The following is an 18,908-nucleotide window of genomic DNA, read 5'->3' on the forward strand; positions in this document are numbered from 1 at the left end:
TAGAGGCTTATAAAAATAAGTCTCTTTTTTATTGTTTTTTTATTTAATTCACCTTCGCCGCCGGACCAATAGCAGATATTTGCAACCAAATCAAAGATTTGGGCAAATAGTTGCATGAGACCTACCACGATTTTTTTCAAAAATCGGGTTAGGGCTTCAAATTGGTCCCTACATTCGTTGGTAAATCTTTTTAAAAAATTTTTATAATGCTCTATGCAAATTTTTATCTACATGGCACAAAAAAATACCCGAGAGCTATGTCTCGGATATTTTTTATTTATAGCGATTTGCTGTGGATTTATAGCCGTTTGAATATAGGGCTTCCCTCAGCCAATTTTTTAATTCTCCTGTGGTTAAAAGTTGCCTATTTTTAAAGTTTTTCAACACGTCTTCCGTTACGATGTTTATGTCGTATTCGTTCATGGGGCATTCTGCAAATTCGCTGTTGCTTGCTATATCAAAAAACATTTTTTGTTTTGAAAATTTTTGTATATAGCCGTTTTTGTGAAGTACATATCTCTCACCGGGGTTATGAGTTTCTGATATTTGTTTTTCAAGTACTTCAAGCTCCACTTGTCTTAATAGTTTTACAATTTCATTTGTGTTTAATTTTTCCGTCTTTATTGTTTGATAAATATTCTCAGCAAGACGAGTTTTTAAATCCATTTTTTCTCCTTTAAATTAATGCTTGTTCGTCATCGAAGTTTTCTTCAGGGATAGGTCTTTTTACAATATGTTTGTAGTAGATTTTTTCTACTGCTATTGATATTGCGTTATCTCCTGTTACATTGGCTGCTGTTCCGAAGCTGTCTTGTGTTAGATAAAGAGAAATAAGAATTGTTGCCATTGGTGAGTCACTTGCTACTCCTACAAATGGTAGGAAGGGAAGTGCACTCATTACTGCTCCACCAGGTGCTCCTGGTGCTGCTACCATTGCTACTCCAAGTATTGCGATAAATTTTATAATCAGTCCGAATGAGTGGTCAAGACCGTACATTTCAAGAAGTGTATAGATACATGCTGTTAATGTGATCATTGATCCTGGTAGATGGACTGTTGCGCATAGTGGTATAACAAAGTCTCTTATTTGTTTTGTTACTCCGATTCTTCTGTTACATTCTACGTTTACAGGTATTGTTGCTGCTGATGATTGTGTTCCTATTGCTGTTAAGTATGCAGGTAATGCTTTTCTAAGAGATTTGAATGGATTCTTGCCTGCATATGAGCAGGATACGATAAACATAAGTGAAATGTATATAACGTGTAGTACTATTATGCAAAGGAATATCTTCCAGAATATTGAAAGTATTGCAAATACTGATCCTGAGTAGGACATGTTTGCAAAGTTACCCATTATAAAGAATGGAAGTAGTGGAATGATTACTCCTGAAAGTACCATTACTATGATTTCGTTAAATTCATTTATTAGTTTATAAAATCCTTCTCCTGATCCTTTTTGTCTAAGTATTGAAACGCAAAGTCCCATCATAAATGCAAGTACAAGGGCTGCGGTTACATCAATGATAGCTCCAAGGGGAATTTCAAATAGAGGTGCTATTGTCTTTTCACTTGCTGCTTGAATCTTTTCTACTAATTCTGGAGTTATGAAGTTATCAAAAACTACATTTGCCATTGTGTATGATAAACTACCTGCTATTAATGTTGAACAGTATGCTATTGCTACTGTTATACCAAGAAGCTTTCCAGCTCCTTCTGAAAGGTCTGCTATACCTTTTGTTACGAATGCAACAATCATTAATGGTATTATAAAGTTAAGGAACTTTCCAAAAAGTCCTGAAAGAGTTACAAGTATTTGTGTAACTGTTTCTGGTAGAAATCTACCGATTAAAATACCAAGGATTATTGCGATGATTAAACGTGGAATAAGTCCTAATTTTTTCATAGTGTCTCCTTTTTTCTAAGGGATTTTATTTTTCTCCTAAAAATTCCCTTCTAATAGATTGACCGGTTTTTGTTCCTGCTATTCCACCTAAGCCTGTTTCTCTTAAGCTTTCGTCTAATAAATGTCCGACGGAAGCCATGGCTTGAACTGTTTCTTCAAAAGGAACGATGGATTTAATTCCTGCAAGAGCCATATCTGCTGAAATAAAAGAATTCATAACTCCTGAGGCATTTCTAAAGGTGCAGGGATACTCAACTAAACCGGCAATCGGATCGCATACAAGTCCCATAACATTTATAAGACTTATGCTTGCTGCTTGAAGAGCTTGATCCGGAGTTCCTCCAAGCATTGCAGTTATTGCTGATGCTGCCATTGCTGACGCGCTTCCACATTCTGCTTGACAACCACCTTCTGCTCCGGCAAAGGTAGCATATTTTCCAATGATTTGACCGATACCGATCGATGTCAATAGCCCTTTTATCATAGTCTCATCATCGAAATTATATCTTTTTCTTGCGGATGTCATTGCAGCGGGCATTATCCCCGAAGATCCTGCCGTAGGTGCGGCAGCAATCTTGCCCATGGCTGCATTACATTCCGAAGTTGAAAAAGCCATAGCCATAGCTTCAATTAAAAAGTCCCCGACAATGGATTTGCCGGTTTTTTTATAGTCCATAAACTTTTTTGCGAAGCCATCTATCATCTTAAATCTTGTACTGTAAGATTTTTCTAAAGTATCATGAGCGGATTTGTCAAAAACATCAAGAACAACTTTTAATTTTTCTTTTATTTGTTCTTCGGTTTTTTTGGTATTTTTCATTTCAGATTCCAAAACCATTTGACCTATATCAATTTTATTTTCCTCACAATAATCAACAATGTCTTTATGAGTATTTAACATTTCACACCTCTACATACTTAGCTTCAAGAAACCTATCTTTGTTTATAATAGCATCCTTAATTTCATCAGTTAGATTTCTATCAATTTCAATTGTTAAAGTTACAATGTCTGTCAGTTTATCTTTAACGGTATTTATAGATTCAATATTGTATGAATTTTCTGAAAGTATTGAAGAAACATAAGCTATTACACCCTTTTGTTCATTGTATCTTAATAAAATTGTGGGAAATTCTCCTCTAAATTCCAGTTCAATTCCGTTTATGTTTACTATAATCATTGCACCACCACCAATAGATGAGCCGATTACAAATTCATCGTGGTCATCATAGTGAAAAACTATTTTTACACTGTTGGGGTGATATTTTTCACCTAAGTCAGTTTTTATAAATTTATATTTAACACCTTCTTCATCGGCAATTTCAAAACTATTTCTAATACGAGGATCATCAGTTTCAAATCCCATAACTCCTCCTACAAGAGCCCTGTCTGTACCATGACCCTTATAAGTGTGAGCAAAAGAACCATGTAAAAAGAAATCTACACTTTTCCAGCCCTTTGAAGATATTTTCATAGCTGTCTTGCCAATACGACAAGCACCGGCAGTATGTGAAGAACTTGGTCCAATCATAATAGGACCTAAAATATCAAAAGCACCGAATTCAGCCATTTTTACCTCCTATAAAATCAAAGATTTCCAAAAAAAATTTTTTATAGAAATCGTTAACATTAAAATTTTCTTTTTTTGAATTACATATATAATTTATACTAATCATTCAAATTTGTCAAAAACTTTTTGACAAAAAAATAACTATAATTATTAAAAACTTGAAAATTTTTTTATTATTTGATAGCATAAAACATTACTAATACTAAAAATATATGGAGTGATTGAATGAAACCTTTAATAGGACTTACCCCAACTTACACTGGCAAATATGAAAGCTATTTTCCTGTTACTCAATACTATAAAGCTATAATAGCTCTTGGAGGAGTTCCCCTTTTAATACCGATTTTGTCGGAAAGAGAACAAATGAAACCCCTAGTAGAAGCTCTTGATGGAATTGTTTTTTCAGGAGGCCACGACATTCAGCCTTCTTACTACAATGAAGAAGAAACAAAAGAGCTGGGTCTTGTTGTGCCTGAAAGAGATAAACTCGAATATTTGTTGTTTGATGAAATTATGAAAACAGATCTTCCCCTTTTGGGAATCTGCAGAGGTATGCAAATAATAAATGTATTTTTAGGTGGAAGCTTATATCAAGATATACCTACAAGTTTTCCGTCAGATATAAAACATAGTCAGGAAAAGCCTTTTCATAATGCTTGCCACTCAGTTACAATTACAGATGAAAAGTTTAAAAATCTCCTTGGAGAAAAAATAAAGGTAAACTCAAGACACCATCAAGGGATAAAAAAACTTGCGGATTCTTTAAGCCCCTTTGCCCAAAGTGACGATGGACTTATTGAAGGAGTTTACATGAAAAATAGAGATTTACTTGCTGTTCAATGGCATCCGGAATATCTCTTTAACAAAGACCCTGGCTCAGAAAAAATAATAAAATATTTTATAGACCTTTGTAAAAAATAAAAAACTTACCAATCTTTTCAGAAATATTGATTGATTTTTTAATTTTAAAAACCGGGCTGTTTTTCCAGCCCGGTTTTTTTTATAGTTCTATTAAATATCGTCTTGTTAAAAATTTTTCTCCATCTATATTGTTTTCTATTTTGTCTTTTAGTTTTCCTTTATTGTTTTCTATTACTCCTATGGAGCCTAAATTCTTATCATTACATGTTAGCAAAACTTCTTTTAAGCCGATTTTTTTTGCTTTTTCAAGGCAAAGGCTGAGCATTTGTGTCCCATGGCCTTTTTTCCTATATTTTGTATTTATTGCATAGCCTATATTGCCTCCGAATTTTTTTAAATTTTCCGTAAGCTCATGCCTTAAAGCAATTATTCCTATTAAATTATCCTCTTCATCCACCATTAAATAGACATCTGCTCTTACATAGGATTTGGGTAAATCTTTGCCCTTTGCAAATTTTTCTATTTCTTCAAGCCACTTATTAAATTCTTTTTCATCGTCTAAATTTTCATTGTGTAAATAAAGTTTTTCTCCTTGAAAATTTACAAAAAATTCTTGAAGCTTTTCTCTATACTTTTTTTCTGGCCTTACTAACTTCATTTTATTTTAGCTTTATAGCCTGCTTCTTCTACTGCTTTTACTAATTTTTCGTCTTCTAAGTTTTCTCCTTTTACTTTTGCTTGTTTTTTAAAGAGAGAAACTTTTACTTCTTCTACTCCTTCTATTCCCTCTAGAGCTTTTTCTACTTTTGCCTTACAATGTTCACAAGTCATTCCTTGAACTTCTAATATTTTTTCCATTTTTTTCCTCCTAATTTATAATTTCTATTTGTATTTTATTTGCAAATTCTTGCCCAAATAATTTTCCTACCATTTCTCTTAGCTGGCTGTCTTCTCCACTGGTTAAAAACTTTATATTTTTATTTTTTTCAATGATATTTCTTGATTTTAAAAAGTCTTTCATTGACTTTGCCGTTTCTAAGGCAGGATCTATTAAGTTAATTTTTTCACCTTCTTTTTTATTTTTCAGATATTCTTTTATTTTTCCTAGAGCTAAGGGAAAGTGGGTGCAGCCTAATATAAGAGTGTCGTAGTCAAAATCTTCCAATTGATCTAAGTATTTTTTTATTATTTCCTCAACTTTTTTATCATCTACATGACCCATTTCTATTGCCGTTACCAAATCTGGACAGGCTAGGGCTCTTATCTCGAAAGATGGATCAAGTTTTTTAAGTTGGTCTTGATAAACTTGCCCTTCTACTGTTGCTTTTGTTGCTATAAGGGCAATTTTTTTATTTTTACTATTTTTAAAGCCTTCCATTACTCCTGATGAAACTACTCCTAAAATTGGAAAATTAAATTTTGTTTTAAGATAGGCTTCACTATATGTAGTTGCAGTATTGCAGGCTATTATAGAGGCTTTTACTTTATTTTTTTCAAAAATTTTAAAAGATTCATAGCTTAATTTTCTAATTTGCTCTGGACTTTTTTCTCCATAGGGAAGGTTTTTCGCATCGCAATAATATATATAATTTTCTTCTGGAAGTAGGTCTATCATGGCTTTTAACACTGTAAGCCCTCCTACTCCTGAGTCGAATATTCCTATTCCGTTCATTTTTATCACCTTTTTATTTATACCCTTAAGGAATTTTTTTTACCAGTTTTTTTTGCTTTCCTTTATATAATTGTTTATTTTATTTAAAAAGATTAATAAAGTTTTTTTAGGGTAAATAATTAATGCAGTTAATTGAATTTAATTTTTAATGTTATAAAAAATTTATGAAAGGATGATGATTATGAATAGAAATGAACTTAAGTTGGATAAAAAATATAAACTTTTTATTAATGGTAAATGGCAAGATGCTTCAAATGGAGAAACTTTTAAGTCCTATTGTCCTGCCGACGGAGAATTTTTAGCTGAAATTGCTCAAGCTTCTAAGGAAGATGTGGATGAGGCTGTAAGGGCAGGTAAAGAAGCTTTTAAGTCTTGGAAAAAGACTTCTCCAAAAGAAAGAGCAAGGATTTTAAATAAAATTGCAGATATTATTGACGAAAATAGAGAATTTCTTGCTATGGTTGAAACTGTTGATAACGGAAAGCCTATTAGAGAAACTATGTCTGTGGATATTCCTCTTGCTGCTCAACATTTCAGATATTTTGCTGGAGCTATTCTCTCTGATGAAGGTTCTTTAAATAAAATGGATGAAAATACCCTTTCTCTTGTTATGAGAGAACCTCTTGGTCTTGTAGGGCAAATTATTCCTTGGAATTTTCCATTTTTAATGGCTGCATGGAAGCTTGCTCCTGTTTTAGCTGCTGGTGATTGTACAGTTATTAAACCTTCTTCATCAACTTCTCTTTCTCTTCTTGAACTTATAAAATTAATTGGAGATATTGTTCCTGCAGGTGTTATTAATTTAATTACAGGCTCTGGTTCAAAAGCAGGCCAATATATTTTAGATCACCCTGGTTTTGCTAAATTTGCTTTTACAGGTTCTACTGATGTAGGCTACAATGTTGCAAAGGCTGCTGCTGATAAACTTATTCCTGCAACTCTTGAACTTGGCGGTAAAAGTGCAAATATATTTTTTGATGATTGCGATATGGATATTGCTCTTGAAGGAGCTTTGACAGGTATTTTGTTCAATCAAGGTCAAGTTTGTTGTGCTGGTTCAAGAATTTTCGTTCAAGAAAGTTTTTACGATGACTTTGTTGGAAAATTGAAAGAAAAATTTAACAAGGTAAAAGTTGGCCTTCCTTGGCTTCCTGATACTCAATTGGGAGCTCAAATAAATGAAGGTCAAATGAAAAAAGTTTTAGGTTATATTAAAATAGGTGTGGAAGAAGGTGCCACTCTCTGTACAGGAGGAGAGGCTCCACAAGATTCTCTTTTAAAAAATGGATGTTATACCCTTCCTACACTTTTAACTGACGTTACAAACGACATGAGAGTTGCCAGAGAAGAAATTTTTGGTCCTGTTGCCGTTGTAATTAAATTTAAAGATGAGGATGACCTTATTGAAATGGCAAATGATTCTGAATATGGCCTTGGCGGAGGCGTATTTACTAAAAATATAAATCGTGCTCTTAGGGTTGCAGAGGCTCTTGAAACTGGAAGAGTTTGGGTAAATCACTACAACTCTATCCCTGAAGGAGCTCCCTTCGGAGGTTACAAGAAAAGCGGTATAGGTCGTGAAACTCACAAAATGATTTTAGATGCCTATTCTCAAGTAAAAAATATTATTATAAATATTTCCGATAAACCTACAGGTTTATATTAATTTAAAAATTTTTCTCCTTTTTAAATAAAATAAAAAATCGGCTTATGTAAAAAATAAGTCGATTTTTTATTTAAATTAAATTCTAAAAGAATATGTGGGCGAAAATCACTACTACCGGTAAAGTTATTAAAGTTCTTTCCAAGAAAATAATAAATAAATCCGGCAAGTTTACAGGTAAGTTTGATCCTAAGATTACTGCACCTGTTTCAGACATATAGATAAGTTGAGTAACTGAAGTTGCTCCAACTATAAATTTTGTCATTTCGCTTGTTATTCCTTCTTGAGCTAAAATTGAAGGAACAACCATGTCGGCAAAACCTACTACCATTGTTTTACTTGCTTCAACAGCTTCCGGAACTTTTAATAAATTTAAAATTGGCAAGAAAGGCATGCCTAAATATGTGAAAATAGGTGTTGCTTCTGAAAGTACAAGAGCAAGAGTTCCTGCTGCCATTATAATAGGAGTAACTCCTATCCATAAGCTTAAAACAGTTTCAAAACCGCTCTTTAAAAAGTTTTTAATGTCTAAGTTTTTTTCAGCTTTGTTAACTGCCAGTTGAAGGGCCCATTGTCCTCTTGTATAACCTTCCGGTATGGCTTCTTCGTTTTTATTTTCCGGTTCTCTAAGTCTTGTATCTTTTTTTAATGATAGGGGTGGAATTCTGGGAGCTAAGAAAGCTGCAACTATTCCAGCAACTCCTACTGTTAAATAAAATTTTCCAAAATAATCAACCATTCCTATGTTTTCAAGAACAACTAAACAGAAAGTAATTGAAACTGCGGAGAATGTCGTAGCAATAACTGAAGCTTCTTTTTCAGTATAATTTCCCTCTTCATATTGTTTATTTGTAAGAGCAACTCCTATTGTTCCGTCTCCAATCCAAGATGCAACACAGTCTACTGCTGCACGACCTGGAAGTTTAAAAACAGGTCTCATTACTTTTGAAAGGAAAATTCCTACATATTCAAGAAGGCCGAATTCAGTTAAAAATGGAAGGATAAATCCTGCAACAAGAAATATTGTAAGAAGTCCTCCTATAAGTTCAAATAAAATAAGTCCTCCCGTTCCATCAGACCAAATAATTTCAGGACCAACTTTTAAAATTGTCATATAACCTATAATGCAGCCTAAGATTCTTGCAAAGAGCCAAAAGGGTGTTATATTTGACAAATCTTTTAAAATTTTAACATTTTCTATAAAAGCAGGCTTAGCAATTTTATATATAATAGCCAAAAGGGTTGATACTGTTATGCAAAAAATTGCTATATAGTGAATGGGAATAACTGAATTTATTCCCGCATTAATAGCTTTTGAAATAACTGATACTGCAACGGTTGAACCACCTTCAGGGTTCTTAAAAGGTGTCATTAAAAGTAAAACACCTATGATGGAAGGAATTAAAAATTTTAAAACTCTTCCGAAACCTATTTTTTGATACTTCACTATTTTATTTTCTTTTGTTTCCATAAATTACCTCACATTTATTATTTTACATCTTGTCTATAAAGAGGCATTGACATACATCTTGGGCCCCCTCTTCCTCTGGAAAGTTCCCCTGATTTTAAAATATGAAGTTTTGCTCCATACTTAGTCAATTCTTCATTTGTAATAGTATTTCTGTCATAAACAATGGCCTCTCTTGGTGCTATGGCAAGAGTGTTATATCCATCACTCCATTGTTCCCTAATAGCATCAAGCATGGTGCCAGTGCCTTCTCTAATAAGATGCACTTCATCTATATTTAAATATTTTTTAAGAACTTCTTCAATAATTGAAGACTCTTGTCTTGTTACAATTTTTCCATCTTCAATCTTCATGGAATAAACGCAAAGAGTTTCATCAACTTCAGGATGAAGAGTGAAAAGATCCTTATCAACCATAGTAAATACCGTATCAAGGTGCATAAAAGCATGAGAATGAGGAATTGTAAAAGCAAGAACAGTTTCATAGCCTGAATTTCCCTTTAAAAGATTTTCAGCTAAAAGTTCTGCTGCCCAAGGTTTAGTCCTTTGAGAAACTCCAACTCCCAAAACCTTATCTGAAAGAACGCAGATATCTCCGCCTTCAATTGAAGGTAAAAGATCCCTATTGTACCAAAATTTCATTCCTGAATCTTTAAACATTTGATGGTGGTTAAAAATATATTTTCCGAATAAAGTTTCTCTTCTTCTTGTGTTTGACCACATGTGATTTAAACTTACTCCGTTTCCTATAAAAGAAAAAGGATCTCTTGTGAAATATAGGTTGGGCATAGGTTTAATAACAAAACAGCCATCAGTGCCTATCATTTCTGATAAGGTACCCTTTGTATATTTAGGCATTTCAGTTTTTCTTACCCCTTCCATCATTTTCAAAACCAAGTCTTCATTATTTAGTTCAGAAAACATATCTTCCACATAATTTCTTTCTTTTTGAAGCATGATGTCAGCTTCATCTAAATATTCTTTTATAAAATTTTTTCTTATTTCATCACTTGTAAGTGCTTCTGCAGCTAATTTTTCAAGGTAATAAACTTTTGTACCTGTCTTTCTTAAAATTTCGGCAAAGTTGTCATGTTCTTCCTGTGCTGCATCTAAAAATGGGATTTCATCAAATAGAAGTTCCTCCATAATTGAAGGGGTTACATTTAATAATTCCCTACCAGGCCGGTGTAAAATTACGGCATCTAATTTTCCTATTTCCGAACCTACATGAATTGGATTTTTTGTCATAAATTTCCTCCTTTTTTTCCAAATCGATATAAAATTAACAAGCTAACGTTTTCATTTTAAAGGGTTTTTAATTACCTGTCAATGTTAAATTTTTAAAAATTTTTGTTTTAAAATTTATTTCAATTTTTTTAAGTTATATTTTATTTTAAATAATCGTCAATCCTTGCCTTAACCTTTACATCCTCTAGGGACCGGTTTACCAGTCCGCCTGTCTTTTGTGAGGAAAAAAAATTCAACATTTTTTATAAAATATTTTTTATGCTCTATGCAAAGCATTTTTGTTTTATTTTTTTAATTAATTTTTTTTCTATAATTTTTCTTCTTCATTTTTTATTTTATTTCGTTCGGCTTCGCCGCCGGACCAATGAATTGGTCCCTACATTCGATTGCGAAGATTTACTCTTATGAATCATCTTCGCATAAATAAACCTTACACTTATGCCTAGGTTTTTGTGGGCTTTAGGGACCGGTTTACCGGTCCGCCTGTCTTTTGTGTGGGAGAAAAAATTCAACATTTTTTATAAAATATTTTTTATGCTCTATGTGAAGCATTTTTGTTTTATTTTTTTAATTAATTTTTTTCTATAATTTTTCTTCTTCATTTTTTATTTTATTTCATTCGGCTTCGCCGCCGGACCAATGAATTGGTCCCTACATTCGATTGCAAAGATTTACTCTTATGAATCATCTTCGCATAAATAAACCTTACACTTATGCCTATGCTTTTGTGGGCTCTAGGGACCGGTTTACCGGTCCGCCTGTCTTTTGTGAGGAAAAAAATAAATATTTGATTTAAAATTAATTTTAAATTTACATTTTTTCTACATTTATTCTTTTCTGTTTTTTATTTTACAAAAAAAATAGACAATTTCTTGTCTATTAATCGCAGGCTATCATTGAAAATAATTCTATGCCTTTTTCTATATTTTCATCTAAAAATTCATATTTTTCACTGTGGAGGGGATGATTTTCTCCATTTCCTAAAAAGAAAAAACATCCGGGAATTTTTTTCTCATACCAGCCGAAGTCTTCTGATGATCTTATGGGTTCTTTTAAAATGTTAAGTTTGATTTTATTTTTTTCAAATATTTTTTTGATTCTTTCTACTTCTTCTCTTGAGTTTGTTGTGTCTGGAAAGAGGTCTGAAAATTCGTATTCAAATTTTAATTTATACATATCTCCATATTTTTCTGCAAGGCCCAAAATTTTTTCTTTTAATTTTTCAAGATCTTCTAATTTTGCCCCTCTTATTGTTAGTGAAATTTCTCCTTTTGAGGGTGATACTCCGAAGGCTCCTTTATTTCCAATTTCCACGTTTACTATTGTTGCTATTGCCATTGATGAAAATTCTATATTTTGCCATGTGTGCTTTTCGTAGCCTTTAAATTTTGAAATTTCTTCTAGGTCTTCTATTAGTTTTCCTATGGCGAAGGAGGGGTTTATTCCCTTTTCTGGTTCTGATGCGTGGGATTGCTTGCCGGTATAGGTGATTGTAAGTCCCATTGATGCACACATTGCTGTTCCGTAGCAGGTGTGGGGTTTCCCAAATTCCATTCCTGGCCAGTTGTGAAGTCCATATATTCTTTTTATTTTCATTTCGTCTAAAAATTCTGAAACGTATTTTGCTCCTTTTCCATTTTCTTCTGCGTGTTGAAATAAAAAGACTATATTTTTCCCTATTTTTACTTTTTCAAGGGATATTAAAAGTCCACATAGTATTGCTGAGTGTCCGTCATGACCGCATCCATGAAATGCACTTCCGTCTTCTCTTTTTATTGCATCAAAGTCTGCTCTAAATCCTATGGTTTCAAGATTTTCTCCTTCTTCGTGAAGGGCATAAAAAAAGCTTCCTTTATCCACTATTTTACAAGTTGAATTTTCTTTTACAAAGTTTATAAGTTTATTTTTTGTCCATGTTTCGTGTTCTGAAATCTCTGGATGCTCATGAAGTTCATGCCTTAGTTGTTTTACTTTTTCTATTTTATTTTTGTCTATTTTCATTATCCCTGTTCCTTTCTGAAAAAATTATAGCTTTTAATAAAAATAAATCAAGTTTTTATTTTTTCGCAAAAAAAATGCCGCTTTTGCGGCACTTTTTTAATAATTTTAATTTTGCATAAAGCTTCCTATAAATGTGAATAATGCTCCAAGTCCTGCTATTATTATTACAGGTGTTGATCCTGCACTTCCTTCAAAGTTAAATAGTTTTTGTCCAAGACTCATAGCTGAAATGAATCCTCCGAAAAGTCCTATTACTATTGCAAGACACATGATGATTGCTCCTGTTCTTGCTAAAGCTCCTCCTTTTGGAAGTTCTTCTTCAGGCATAATATCTGTCCAAAGTAAATCCCATTTTTTTACTCTTGGGTAAAGGGCCATCATAATCGGAATTCCTAATACTATTGCAGGGATTGTATTGTTTGCTGTTATAATTGCTCCAAGGGCTGCGAATGGAACCATCTTCAAAAATTCAAGTCCAAATCCTATTATAAGTGCACATGCTGCTGATCCTAAAAATCCTGCAAGGGCAAATGTTCCGATTTTTTTACCTGAATTTAGTTTGGGTTCGTCGTCTTTTTTAATAAGTCCAATATTTTGCCATACTTTGTATGGTACATATGCAAACATAAAGTTCCCAACAAATCCGAATAGTGATCCAAGTCCAAGAGTTCCGCCAAGGTCACCAATTAAATTTCCAATTGCTGAACCCCAAGCTCCTGCGGGTCCGAATAAAATTCCGAATACTACCGGAAGAGCTGATGCAGGTCTTACTTCTGTTATTCCTGGAATTAAAGGAATTGCTTTAAAGGGAATAAGAAGAGCTGCATATAGAGCGGCGCTCAGTGCTACAAGCACTACCATCTTTGTGTGTTTCCACATTGTGAATACTTCTTTCAAGATAAACCTCCTAAAATTAAATATATCTTTTAACCTTTAAAAAGATTAGAAGCAAAAGAGTTGCGATAAGTAATACAATGATTACCCAATCTACAGTTTTCATTTTTACTTCAATGTATGAAGTTTTTTTATCTGCATAGCCAAAGCCTTTTGATTCTAACGCCATTGAAAATACATTTGTGTTTCTTATTACTGAAACAAAGGCGGGAATCATAAGGGGCATATATTTTTTTACTTTTGATATTATTGAACCGGAATCAAGGTCAAGCCCTCTACTTTTTTGAGCTTGTATTATTGTTTCCGTTGTTCCAAGAACCATGGGTATAAGTCTTATAGCTGTGGAAAAAGCAAAGGCTCCTCTATAAGGAAGACCTATTTTTACAAGGCCTGCTGAAATTTCTTCAATTTTTGTTGTTGAAAGAAAATTCATTCCAGCTATTATCATTATAATTATTTTAACACCTTTATTGGCACCAAAAATAAGTCCTTCTAAGGTTATAAAACCTATAAGTTTTGTAGGTCCTCTATGACCTATTGCCCAAAAGACCAAACTCATCATCATAAGCATAAATAATACAAAGCTTATCTTTTTTAGGTTTGGATAAGATTTTGAAATTATTGAATGTAATATAGTTAAAGCTGCAAGTACAATATACACAGTCCAAGAATCTGTCATTACAGCAAAGACAAAGGTGAAAAGCATTATAAAAAGTTTTGACCTGGGATCAAGCCTGTGGAAGAAAGTGTCTTCATCACGGTATATCATATCCATTTATTTTGCCTCCGTTATACTTTTCATTTCATCTATTGATAGAACTGTTTTTCCAAGTTTGTTGGACATGGAAACTATATGAGGATTTTTTAAGTATACTTTTTCAAGTTTTTCTTCTTTCTTAAATATATCTCTCGTTCTACCCATCATTACAACATCGCCGTTTTCAATTACACAAACTCTATGAGCATATTCTGCAACAACCCACATTGTATGGGTGATCATTATTATTGTGTGTCCTTCTTCGTTTAATTTTTTTATAAGCTCCATCATTTGCTTTTGACCCTTGTAGTCAAGTCCTGTTGTAGGTTCGTCTAAAATTAAAACATCAGGTCTTGAAGACAATATTGAAGCTACGGCAATTCTTTGTCGCATACCTTTTGTAAGAGTGAAGGGGTCTTCTTTTTCATAGCCTGACATGTCTACTGCAGCTAAAGATTCTTCTACTCTCTTTTTTATTTCTTCATCACTTAGTCCCCTTATTTTTGGAGAGAAAGCAACTTCATCATATACTGTATCTGAAAAGATTTGGTGGTCTGGATTTTGGAAGGTGTAACCTACAATTTTCCCAATTTCAAAAATTGAAGATTTTTTTGTATCAATTCCCTTTACAATTACATTTCCTTCAGTTGGGGACAAAAGTCCGTTGAAATGTTTTACAAGGGTTGTTTTTCCCGATCCGTTGTGACCTAAGACCGCAAGAAATTCTCCCTTTTTAACTTCTAAGTTAATATTGTTAAGAGCTTTTTTGCCGTTTGGATAAGTAAAAGAAAGATCTTTAACTTCTATTAGGGTTTCCCCGTAAGAATCTTCTATTTTCTTATCTTTTTCTAAAAGCTTTTGATATTTTTCTTCGTTAATTTTAAACTTTTTAAGAAATTCTTCTTTTCCTTCTTCAGGAGTAATGGGTAAAGTTTCATCTCCCATTTCTTTAAAGAATTTCGGAACGTGAAGAGATTGAAGACCAAGTTCATCCATAGTTTCAACATCAGCTAAAACTTCTCTGGGTTTTCCCTCTTTAACAATCTTGCCTTCGTTCATAAGAACAAGTCTGTCAGCTCTTAAAGCTTCTTCAGTTTCATGTTCAATTACAACTAAGGTCATTTCTCCTTCATCGTGAAGAGCTCTTGCGATGTTAAAAATTCCCATTTTTCCATAGGGGTCCAGGTCCGTAGTTGGCTCATCCATGCAAATTAATTGAGGTTCACTTGAAAGAACACTTCCTATAGCAAGCCTTTGCTTTTGTCCTCCTGAAAGAGTTGCAGGTTGTCTTTCATCAAAACCTACAAGATCTACAACGTCTAAAACTTTATCGATTCTTCTGTCCATGTCTTGCCTTGGAACAAGAAAGTTTTCAGGTCCAAAAGCTACTTCAAGCCTTATATTTGTACAAAAAAGTTGAGATTCGAAATCTTGAAATACAAGCCCAACTTCTCTTGCCATTGTGGAGACGGATTCCTTTCTGGGATCCTTGTCAAAAACACTAAGTTCTCCACTGCAAGTTCCTTTAATAAAATTTGGTATAAGGCCATTTAAAGAATTTGCAAAAGTTGATTTTCCGGCACCTGACGGCCCCATAATTACAACAAATTCACCCTTGTTAACATCAAGGTTAAAATCCTTTAGAGCATACTTTTCGCTGTCCTTATATTTAAAAGCTAAATTTTTTGCACTTATAGCTTTTTCAATAGACTTAGTCATCTATGCACCTCTCTTAATAATTCTATATAAATTATATCAAAGAAATTTTACTTATGGTGATTTTTGTCAATTAAAATTAAAAAAATCCACATATAAAATATAAACTAGCTATTTTCTTGAAAGCTTTAAAATTTTTTAGTACCATTAGCTTAAAAGGAGGTTTTTTATTTTGTTTGAACTCTATACAAAAAATGACGAGGATTTCTATATTGCCGAAAATCTATTTGAAGGAGAAAATCTAAAAGAATATTTGCTCTATGACAGAATAGGAAATTTTGCAGGCAAACTTTTAATAAAAAATTCTCAAATAGATTCTTTAATAGAAGAAAGCCCCTATTTAAATCTTATAAATTTTTTTAAAGAGAAAAATCTTAAATTAAAAAGTTTTAACGAATATAATTTTGATTTGCAAAGCTACTACAGAAGTTTTGAAGAATTAATTATAGATTCCATAAAAAATAATAAAACTATAACAATAGCAACGGAAGAAAATGATTTGGAAACCGGAATTCCTTCAGGCCTTTTGGAAAATTATCTGACTCTTATAAAAATAGATGAAAACGACGGACTTTTTTTAGGCATAGTAAAAAGAGATATAAATAAAATCCTCTATATAGAACATGACTCTCCCATGGATTATTTTTTAGGAGACTACTTTCACGAAAAAAATTATTTAAAATAAAAAAGCACGTTTTTTGCGTGCTTTAATTCTTAAAAATCTACCATCTTAATAATATTTTCAGACTTATTAAATTTATAACTTAAAATTTTCTCCCCAAAGGGAGTAATTTTTTTGTCCTCTATTAAAAATAAATTTTCAAATAAAATTTCAAATTCTCTTTCTCCTTTAAAGGTTTTAAATTTTTCTATATCAAAAAGATATTTATTTAACTTATTAAGTTTTCTCTTGCCGATAAAATCAGACAAAAATTCATTTTCAAAAAGAGAGGTCAAAAAAATACTTAAAATGTGGGCATTTTCTAAGGATTCTAAATAATCCATTAGATTTGTAAAAATGAGTTGGCCATCATTTGCTCTTTTATAGATATTTCTAAAAAATAAAGAATAAAAAATAAAATCAAAAGTTAAATTTAAATCTTCACAAATATCTTCTTCCATTTCAAAAACATCTTCCCCTATTTCCTCTATTAAATACTTTTTATTTGAAGGAAGAAGACTAGTCTTATTTTTTGAGAAATAAAAAGTTTCCTCACTAAAGCCCCAATTCATCCTGTCTAAAATATCCTTAATAAAAATATCTTCTTCCATTTTAAGATAAACATCAGACCTTCTTATAGTCTCTAAAATTTCTTGGTCCAAATAAAGTCCCCTTTTGGAAGAATTGCATTTATTTTTTAAAAGAAAAATATTTCTTTCAATGTCCTTTAAAACTTCATCTTTAAAATCAAAAAGCCCTATAAATTCAGTAAAGAATTTTAAAAATAAAATTAGCTCCCTTTCTGAATAAAAAACTCCCAAAGCAATTAACTCTTCCATATAAGCTATAAAATTCTTAAAATTTTTATTTTTATCCAAAAAATTTTTTAAAATATTTACAAAAATCGGCCTTAAAAATTTCCATGTCTTTGCTTTGTCAAAGGCCAGATCATATTTTTCCTTTTCCTCTTCAGCAATATCCATATAAAAATTCATAAGAGTCTTTTTGTCTAAGCTTAAAGACCTATCTATACTTCCATAGATGTATAAAAATTTTTCTTTTAAATACTTTATCCTTTCATTTTCAGAAAGACCTGCCATTTCTTCAATAGTTAAGTTGAAAATATTGTAAAAATTTTCAATATCTACATAGGGTAAAATTTTCCCCAAGTCAAAAAGATAATAAGAATCGTAAATTTTTACAAAACGACCAAGGATACCAAAGTCATTTTTTTCAAAATATTTAGGATCAATATAATCCGTATAAAGATTAAATTTTTCCAAAGTAAACATATCCATTCCATTTATTAAAAAATAATCATTTTCTTTTCTTATATAATTTACGAAAAGAATGGAAGTGTAGCTTAAGTCTATAAGAGCTTTTAATATAAATTTTTCAAACCTTTGGCCCTGATACTCCAAAAGTTTTTTAGAATCTTTTCTATCAAAAATATGGGAATAAAATTCAAAGAAGAAGTCTTTTTTTTCCTCCAGACCCTCATACAAATTTATATCTTTATCTATTATTTTTTCTATATTAAGTTTTTGTTTTTTTAATTCATCTAAAATGGTCTTTTTATTTTCCAATTAAACTTTAAAGCTCCTCTTAAATAAATTTATATTTTACTAAATATATTATATCAAAAAGAAAAAAATATAAATTTATGTTTAGGAAAAGTAAAAATTTTATAAAATTTAATTAAGATTTCAACAATAAAAATTTAGGGAAAAGCAGTTTTCCACAGACTTATCAACATTATCCACAGTCTTCTATTAACATTGATGTTTCTTTATAAATAAAAAAACATACAAAATTTTAGAATCTTGTATGTTTTTAATTTATAATTATTTATTTTTATCTTTTATAAATTTTTATATGCCTTATGCTAAGTTTGTTTCTATGAGGCCATAATCTCCGTCTTTTCTTTTATATAAAACTTCTACATTTGATGTTTCTTCGTTTAAAAATACAAAGAAATTATGATTTAAAAGTTCCATTTGAAGAATTGCTTCTTCTTCATGCATAGGCCTTAAATCAAAGGATTTTCTACGCACAATTTTTTCCTTTGGTTCTTCTTTAGGTTCTTCAAAATTTTCAAATCTTATAGTTTTATTGTCTTGATTTCTCTTTTTTATTTTAGTCTTATATTTTCTTATTTGTCTTTCAAGGACATCAATTGCCTTATCTATTGATGCATACATATCATCCGTTTCTTCTTCAGCTCTTAAGGTTGATCCTTTTAAAAATACTGTTGCTTCAACTTTTTGATTTGTTTTAATATGAGAGAAAACCGCTCTTACATTTACATCGTCTGAAAAATATTTTTCAAGTTTTGAAAATTTTTTTTCTGCTTGATTTTTTAGAGCATCTGTTACAGTTAAATTTTTGCCTATTAATTCAAGTTTCATAACGTGCCTCCTTATTCTTTTGTATATATTTACCCTAAATATTATTTTTAACTCATAAGGTATTTTATATTTTTTGATATAATAGATTT

18 protein-coding genes are annotated in these 18,908 nt (G+C 31.6%); 3 read left to right on the forward strand and 15 right to left on the reverse strand.

Annotated features, from left to right (window positions below):
- Positions 1 to 273: 273 nt before the first annotated feature.
- The 4 genes from J2S72_RS05745 to sdaAB are packed head-to-tail and all read right to left on the reverse strand — an operon-like array spanning position 274 to position 3,471.
- A complete protein-coding gene (locus J2S72_RS05745) occupies positions 274 to 666 on the reverse strand; it encodes a hypothetical protein (protein ID WP_023056089.1) in 393 nt (130 codons plus the stop codon).
- Between the two features lie 10 nt (positions 667 to 676).
- Positions 677 to 1,903, reverse strand: a complete 1,227-nt coding sequence (locus J2S72_RS05750) for a dicarboxylate/amino acid:cation symporter (protein WP_023056099.1) — start codon at positions 1,901 to 1,903, stop codon at positions 677 to 679.
- Positions 1,904 to 1,928: 25 nt separating this feature from the next.
- Positions 1,929 to 2,804, reverse strand: a complete 876-nt coding sequence (sdaAA, locus tag J2S72_RS05755) for an L-serine ammonia-lyase, iron-sulfur-dependent, subunit alpha (protein ID WP_023056067.1) — start codon at positions 2,802 to 2,804, stop codon at positions 1,929 to 1,931.
- A gap of 1 nt (position 2,805) precedes the next feature.
- Positions 2,806 to 3,471, reverse strand: coding sequence for an L-serine ammonia-lyase, iron-sulfur-dependent subunit beta (gene sdaAB / locus J2S72_RS05760; RefSeq protein WP_023055994.1), 666 nt, complete (start codon positions 3,469 to 3,471; stop codon positions 2,806 to 2,808).
- A gap of 225 nt (positions 3,472 to 3,696) precedes the next feature.
- On the opposite strand from sdaAB, the gene J2S72_RS05765 reads away from it, so the two are divergent.
- Positions 3,697 to 4,392, forward strand: coding sequence for a gamma-glutamyl-gamma-aminobutyrate hydrolase family protein (locus J2S72_RS05765; protein WP_023056035.1), 696 nt, complete (start codon positions 3,697 to 3,699; stop codon positions 4,390 to 4,392).
- A gap of 79 nt (positions 4,393 to 4,471) precedes the next feature.
- Here the strand turns inward: J2S72_RS05765 and J2S72_RS05770 are convergent, their stop codons facing one another.
- Genes J2S72_RS05770 through murI form a run of 3 tightly spaced genes read right to left on the reverse strand, consistent with a single transcriptional unit; the run spans position 4,472 to position 6,004 of the window.
- Complete coding sequence (locus tag J2S72_RS05770; RefSeq protein WP_023056070.1) at positions 4,472 to 4,990, reverse strand: GNAT family N-acetyltransferase; 519 nt, start codon at positions 4,988 to 4,990, stop codon at positions 4,472 to 4,474.
- A complete protein-coding gene (locus J2S72_RS05775; protein ID WP_023056054.1) occupies positions 4,987 to 5,190 on the reverse strand; it encodes a CopZ family metallochaperone in 204 nt (67 codons plus the stop codon). Before J2S72_RS05775 ends, J2S72_RS05770 begins: the two co-directional genes overlap by 4 nt.
- A gap of 10 nt (positions 5,191 to 5,200) precedes the next feature.
- The gene (gene murI / locus J2S72_RS05780; RefSeq protein WP_023056064.1) at positions 5,201 to 6,004 is read right to left on the reverse strand and encodes a glutamate racemase; all 804 of its coding nucleotides are present in this window, start codon (positions 6,002 to 6,004) and stop codon (positions 5,201 to 5,203) included.
- 181 nt (positions 6,005 to 6,185) lie between these two features.
- On the opposite strand from murI, the gene J2S72_RS05785 reads away from it, so the two are divergent.
- Entirely contained in the window at positions 6,186 to 7,670 is a 1,485-nt protein-coding gene (locus J2S72_RS05785; protein ID WP_023056009.1) for an aldehyde dehydrogenase family protein, read from the forward strand.
- A gap of 82 nt (positions 7,671 to 7,752) precedes the next feature.
- Here the strand turns inward: J2S72_RS05785 and J2S72_RS05790 are convergent, their stop codons facing one another.
- The 6 genes from J2S72_RS05790 to J2S72_RS05815 form a co-directional block, all read right to left on the reverse strand.
- Positions 7,753 to 9,138 carry a YjiH family protein gene (locus J2S72_RS05790; protein ID WP_023055032.1) on the reverse strand — a complete coding sequence of 462 codons (1,386 nt, stop codon included), beginning with the start codon at positions 9,136 to 9,138 and terminating at the stop codon, positions 7,753 to 7,755.
- Positions 9,139 to 9,155: 17 nt separating this feature from the next.
- On the reverse strand, positions 9,156 to 10,382 hold the full coding sequence (locus J2S72_RS05795; protein ID WP_023055020.1) for an arginine deiminase: 1,227 nt from the start codon (positions 10,380 to 10,382) through the stop codon (positions 9,156 to 9,158).
- A gap of 879 nt (positions 10,383 to 11,261) precedes the next feature.
- The gene (locus tag J2S72_RS05800) at positions 11,262 to 12,383 is read right to left on the reverse strand and encodes a M20 metallopeptidase family protein (RefSeq protein ID WP_023055059.1); all 1,122 of its coding nucleotides are present in this window, start codon (positions 12,381 to 12,383) and stop codon (positions 11,262 to 11,264) included.
- Positions 12,384 to 12,488: 105 nt separating this feature from the next.
- On the reverse strand, positions 12,489 to 13,280 hold the full coding sequence (locus J2S72_RS05805; protein WP_023055060.1) for a QueT transporter family protein: 792 nt from the start codon (positions 13,278 to 13,280) through the stop codon (positions 12,489 to 12,491).
- 16 nt (positions 13,281 to 13,296) lie between these two features.
- Positions 13,297 to 14,052, reverse strand: a complete 756-nt coding sequence (locus tag J2S72_RS05810; protein ID WP_023055056.1) for an energy-coupling factor transporter transmembrane component T family protein — start codon at positions 14,050 to 14,052, stop codon at positions 13,297 to 13,299.
- Positions 14,053 to 15,753, reverse strand: a complete 1,701-nt coding sequence (locus J2S72_RS05815) for an ABC transporter ATP-binding protein (protein WP_023055030.1) — start codon at positions 15,751 to 15,753, stop codon at positions 14,053 to 14,055. It lies immediately after the preceding gene.
- A 169-nt stretch (positions 15,754 to 15,922) separates the two neighbouring features.
- On the opposite strand from J2S72_RS05815, the gene J2S72_RS05820 reads away from it, so the two are divergent.
- The gene (locus J2S72_RS05820) at positions 15,923 to 16,435 is read left to right on the forward strand and encodes a hypothetical protein (RefSeq protein ID WP_023055049.1); all 513 of its coding nucleotides are present in this window, start codon (positions 15,923 to 15,925) and stop codon (positions 16,433 to 16,435) included.
- A gap of 29 nt (positions 16,436 to 16,464) precedes the next feature.
- Here the strand turns inward: J2S72_RS05820 and J2S72_RS05825 are convergent, their stop codons facing one another.
- Positions 16,465 to 17,997, reverse strand: coding sequence for a hypothetical protein (locus J2S72_RS05825; protein WP_023055035.1), 1,533 nt, complete (start codon positions 17,995 to 17,997; stop codon positions 16,465 to 16,467).
- Between the two features lie 294 nt (positions 17,998 to 18,291).
- Positions 18,292 to 18,819 carry a ribosome hibernation-promoting factor, HPF/YfiA family gene (gene hpf / locus J2S72_RS05830; RefSeq protein ID WP_023055016.1) on the reverse strand — a complete coding sequence of 176 codons (528 nt, stop codon included), beginning with the start codon at positions 18,817 to 18,819 and terminating at the stop codon, positions 18,292 to 18,294.
- Between the last annotated feature and the right edge of the window lie 89 nt (positions 18,820 to 18,908).

Source organism: Peptoniphilus koenoeneniae (assembly GCF_030812875.1).
Lineage (GTDB): Bacteria > Bacillota > Clostridia > Tissierellales > Peptoniphilaceae > Peptoniphilus_B > Peptoniphilus_B koenoeneniae.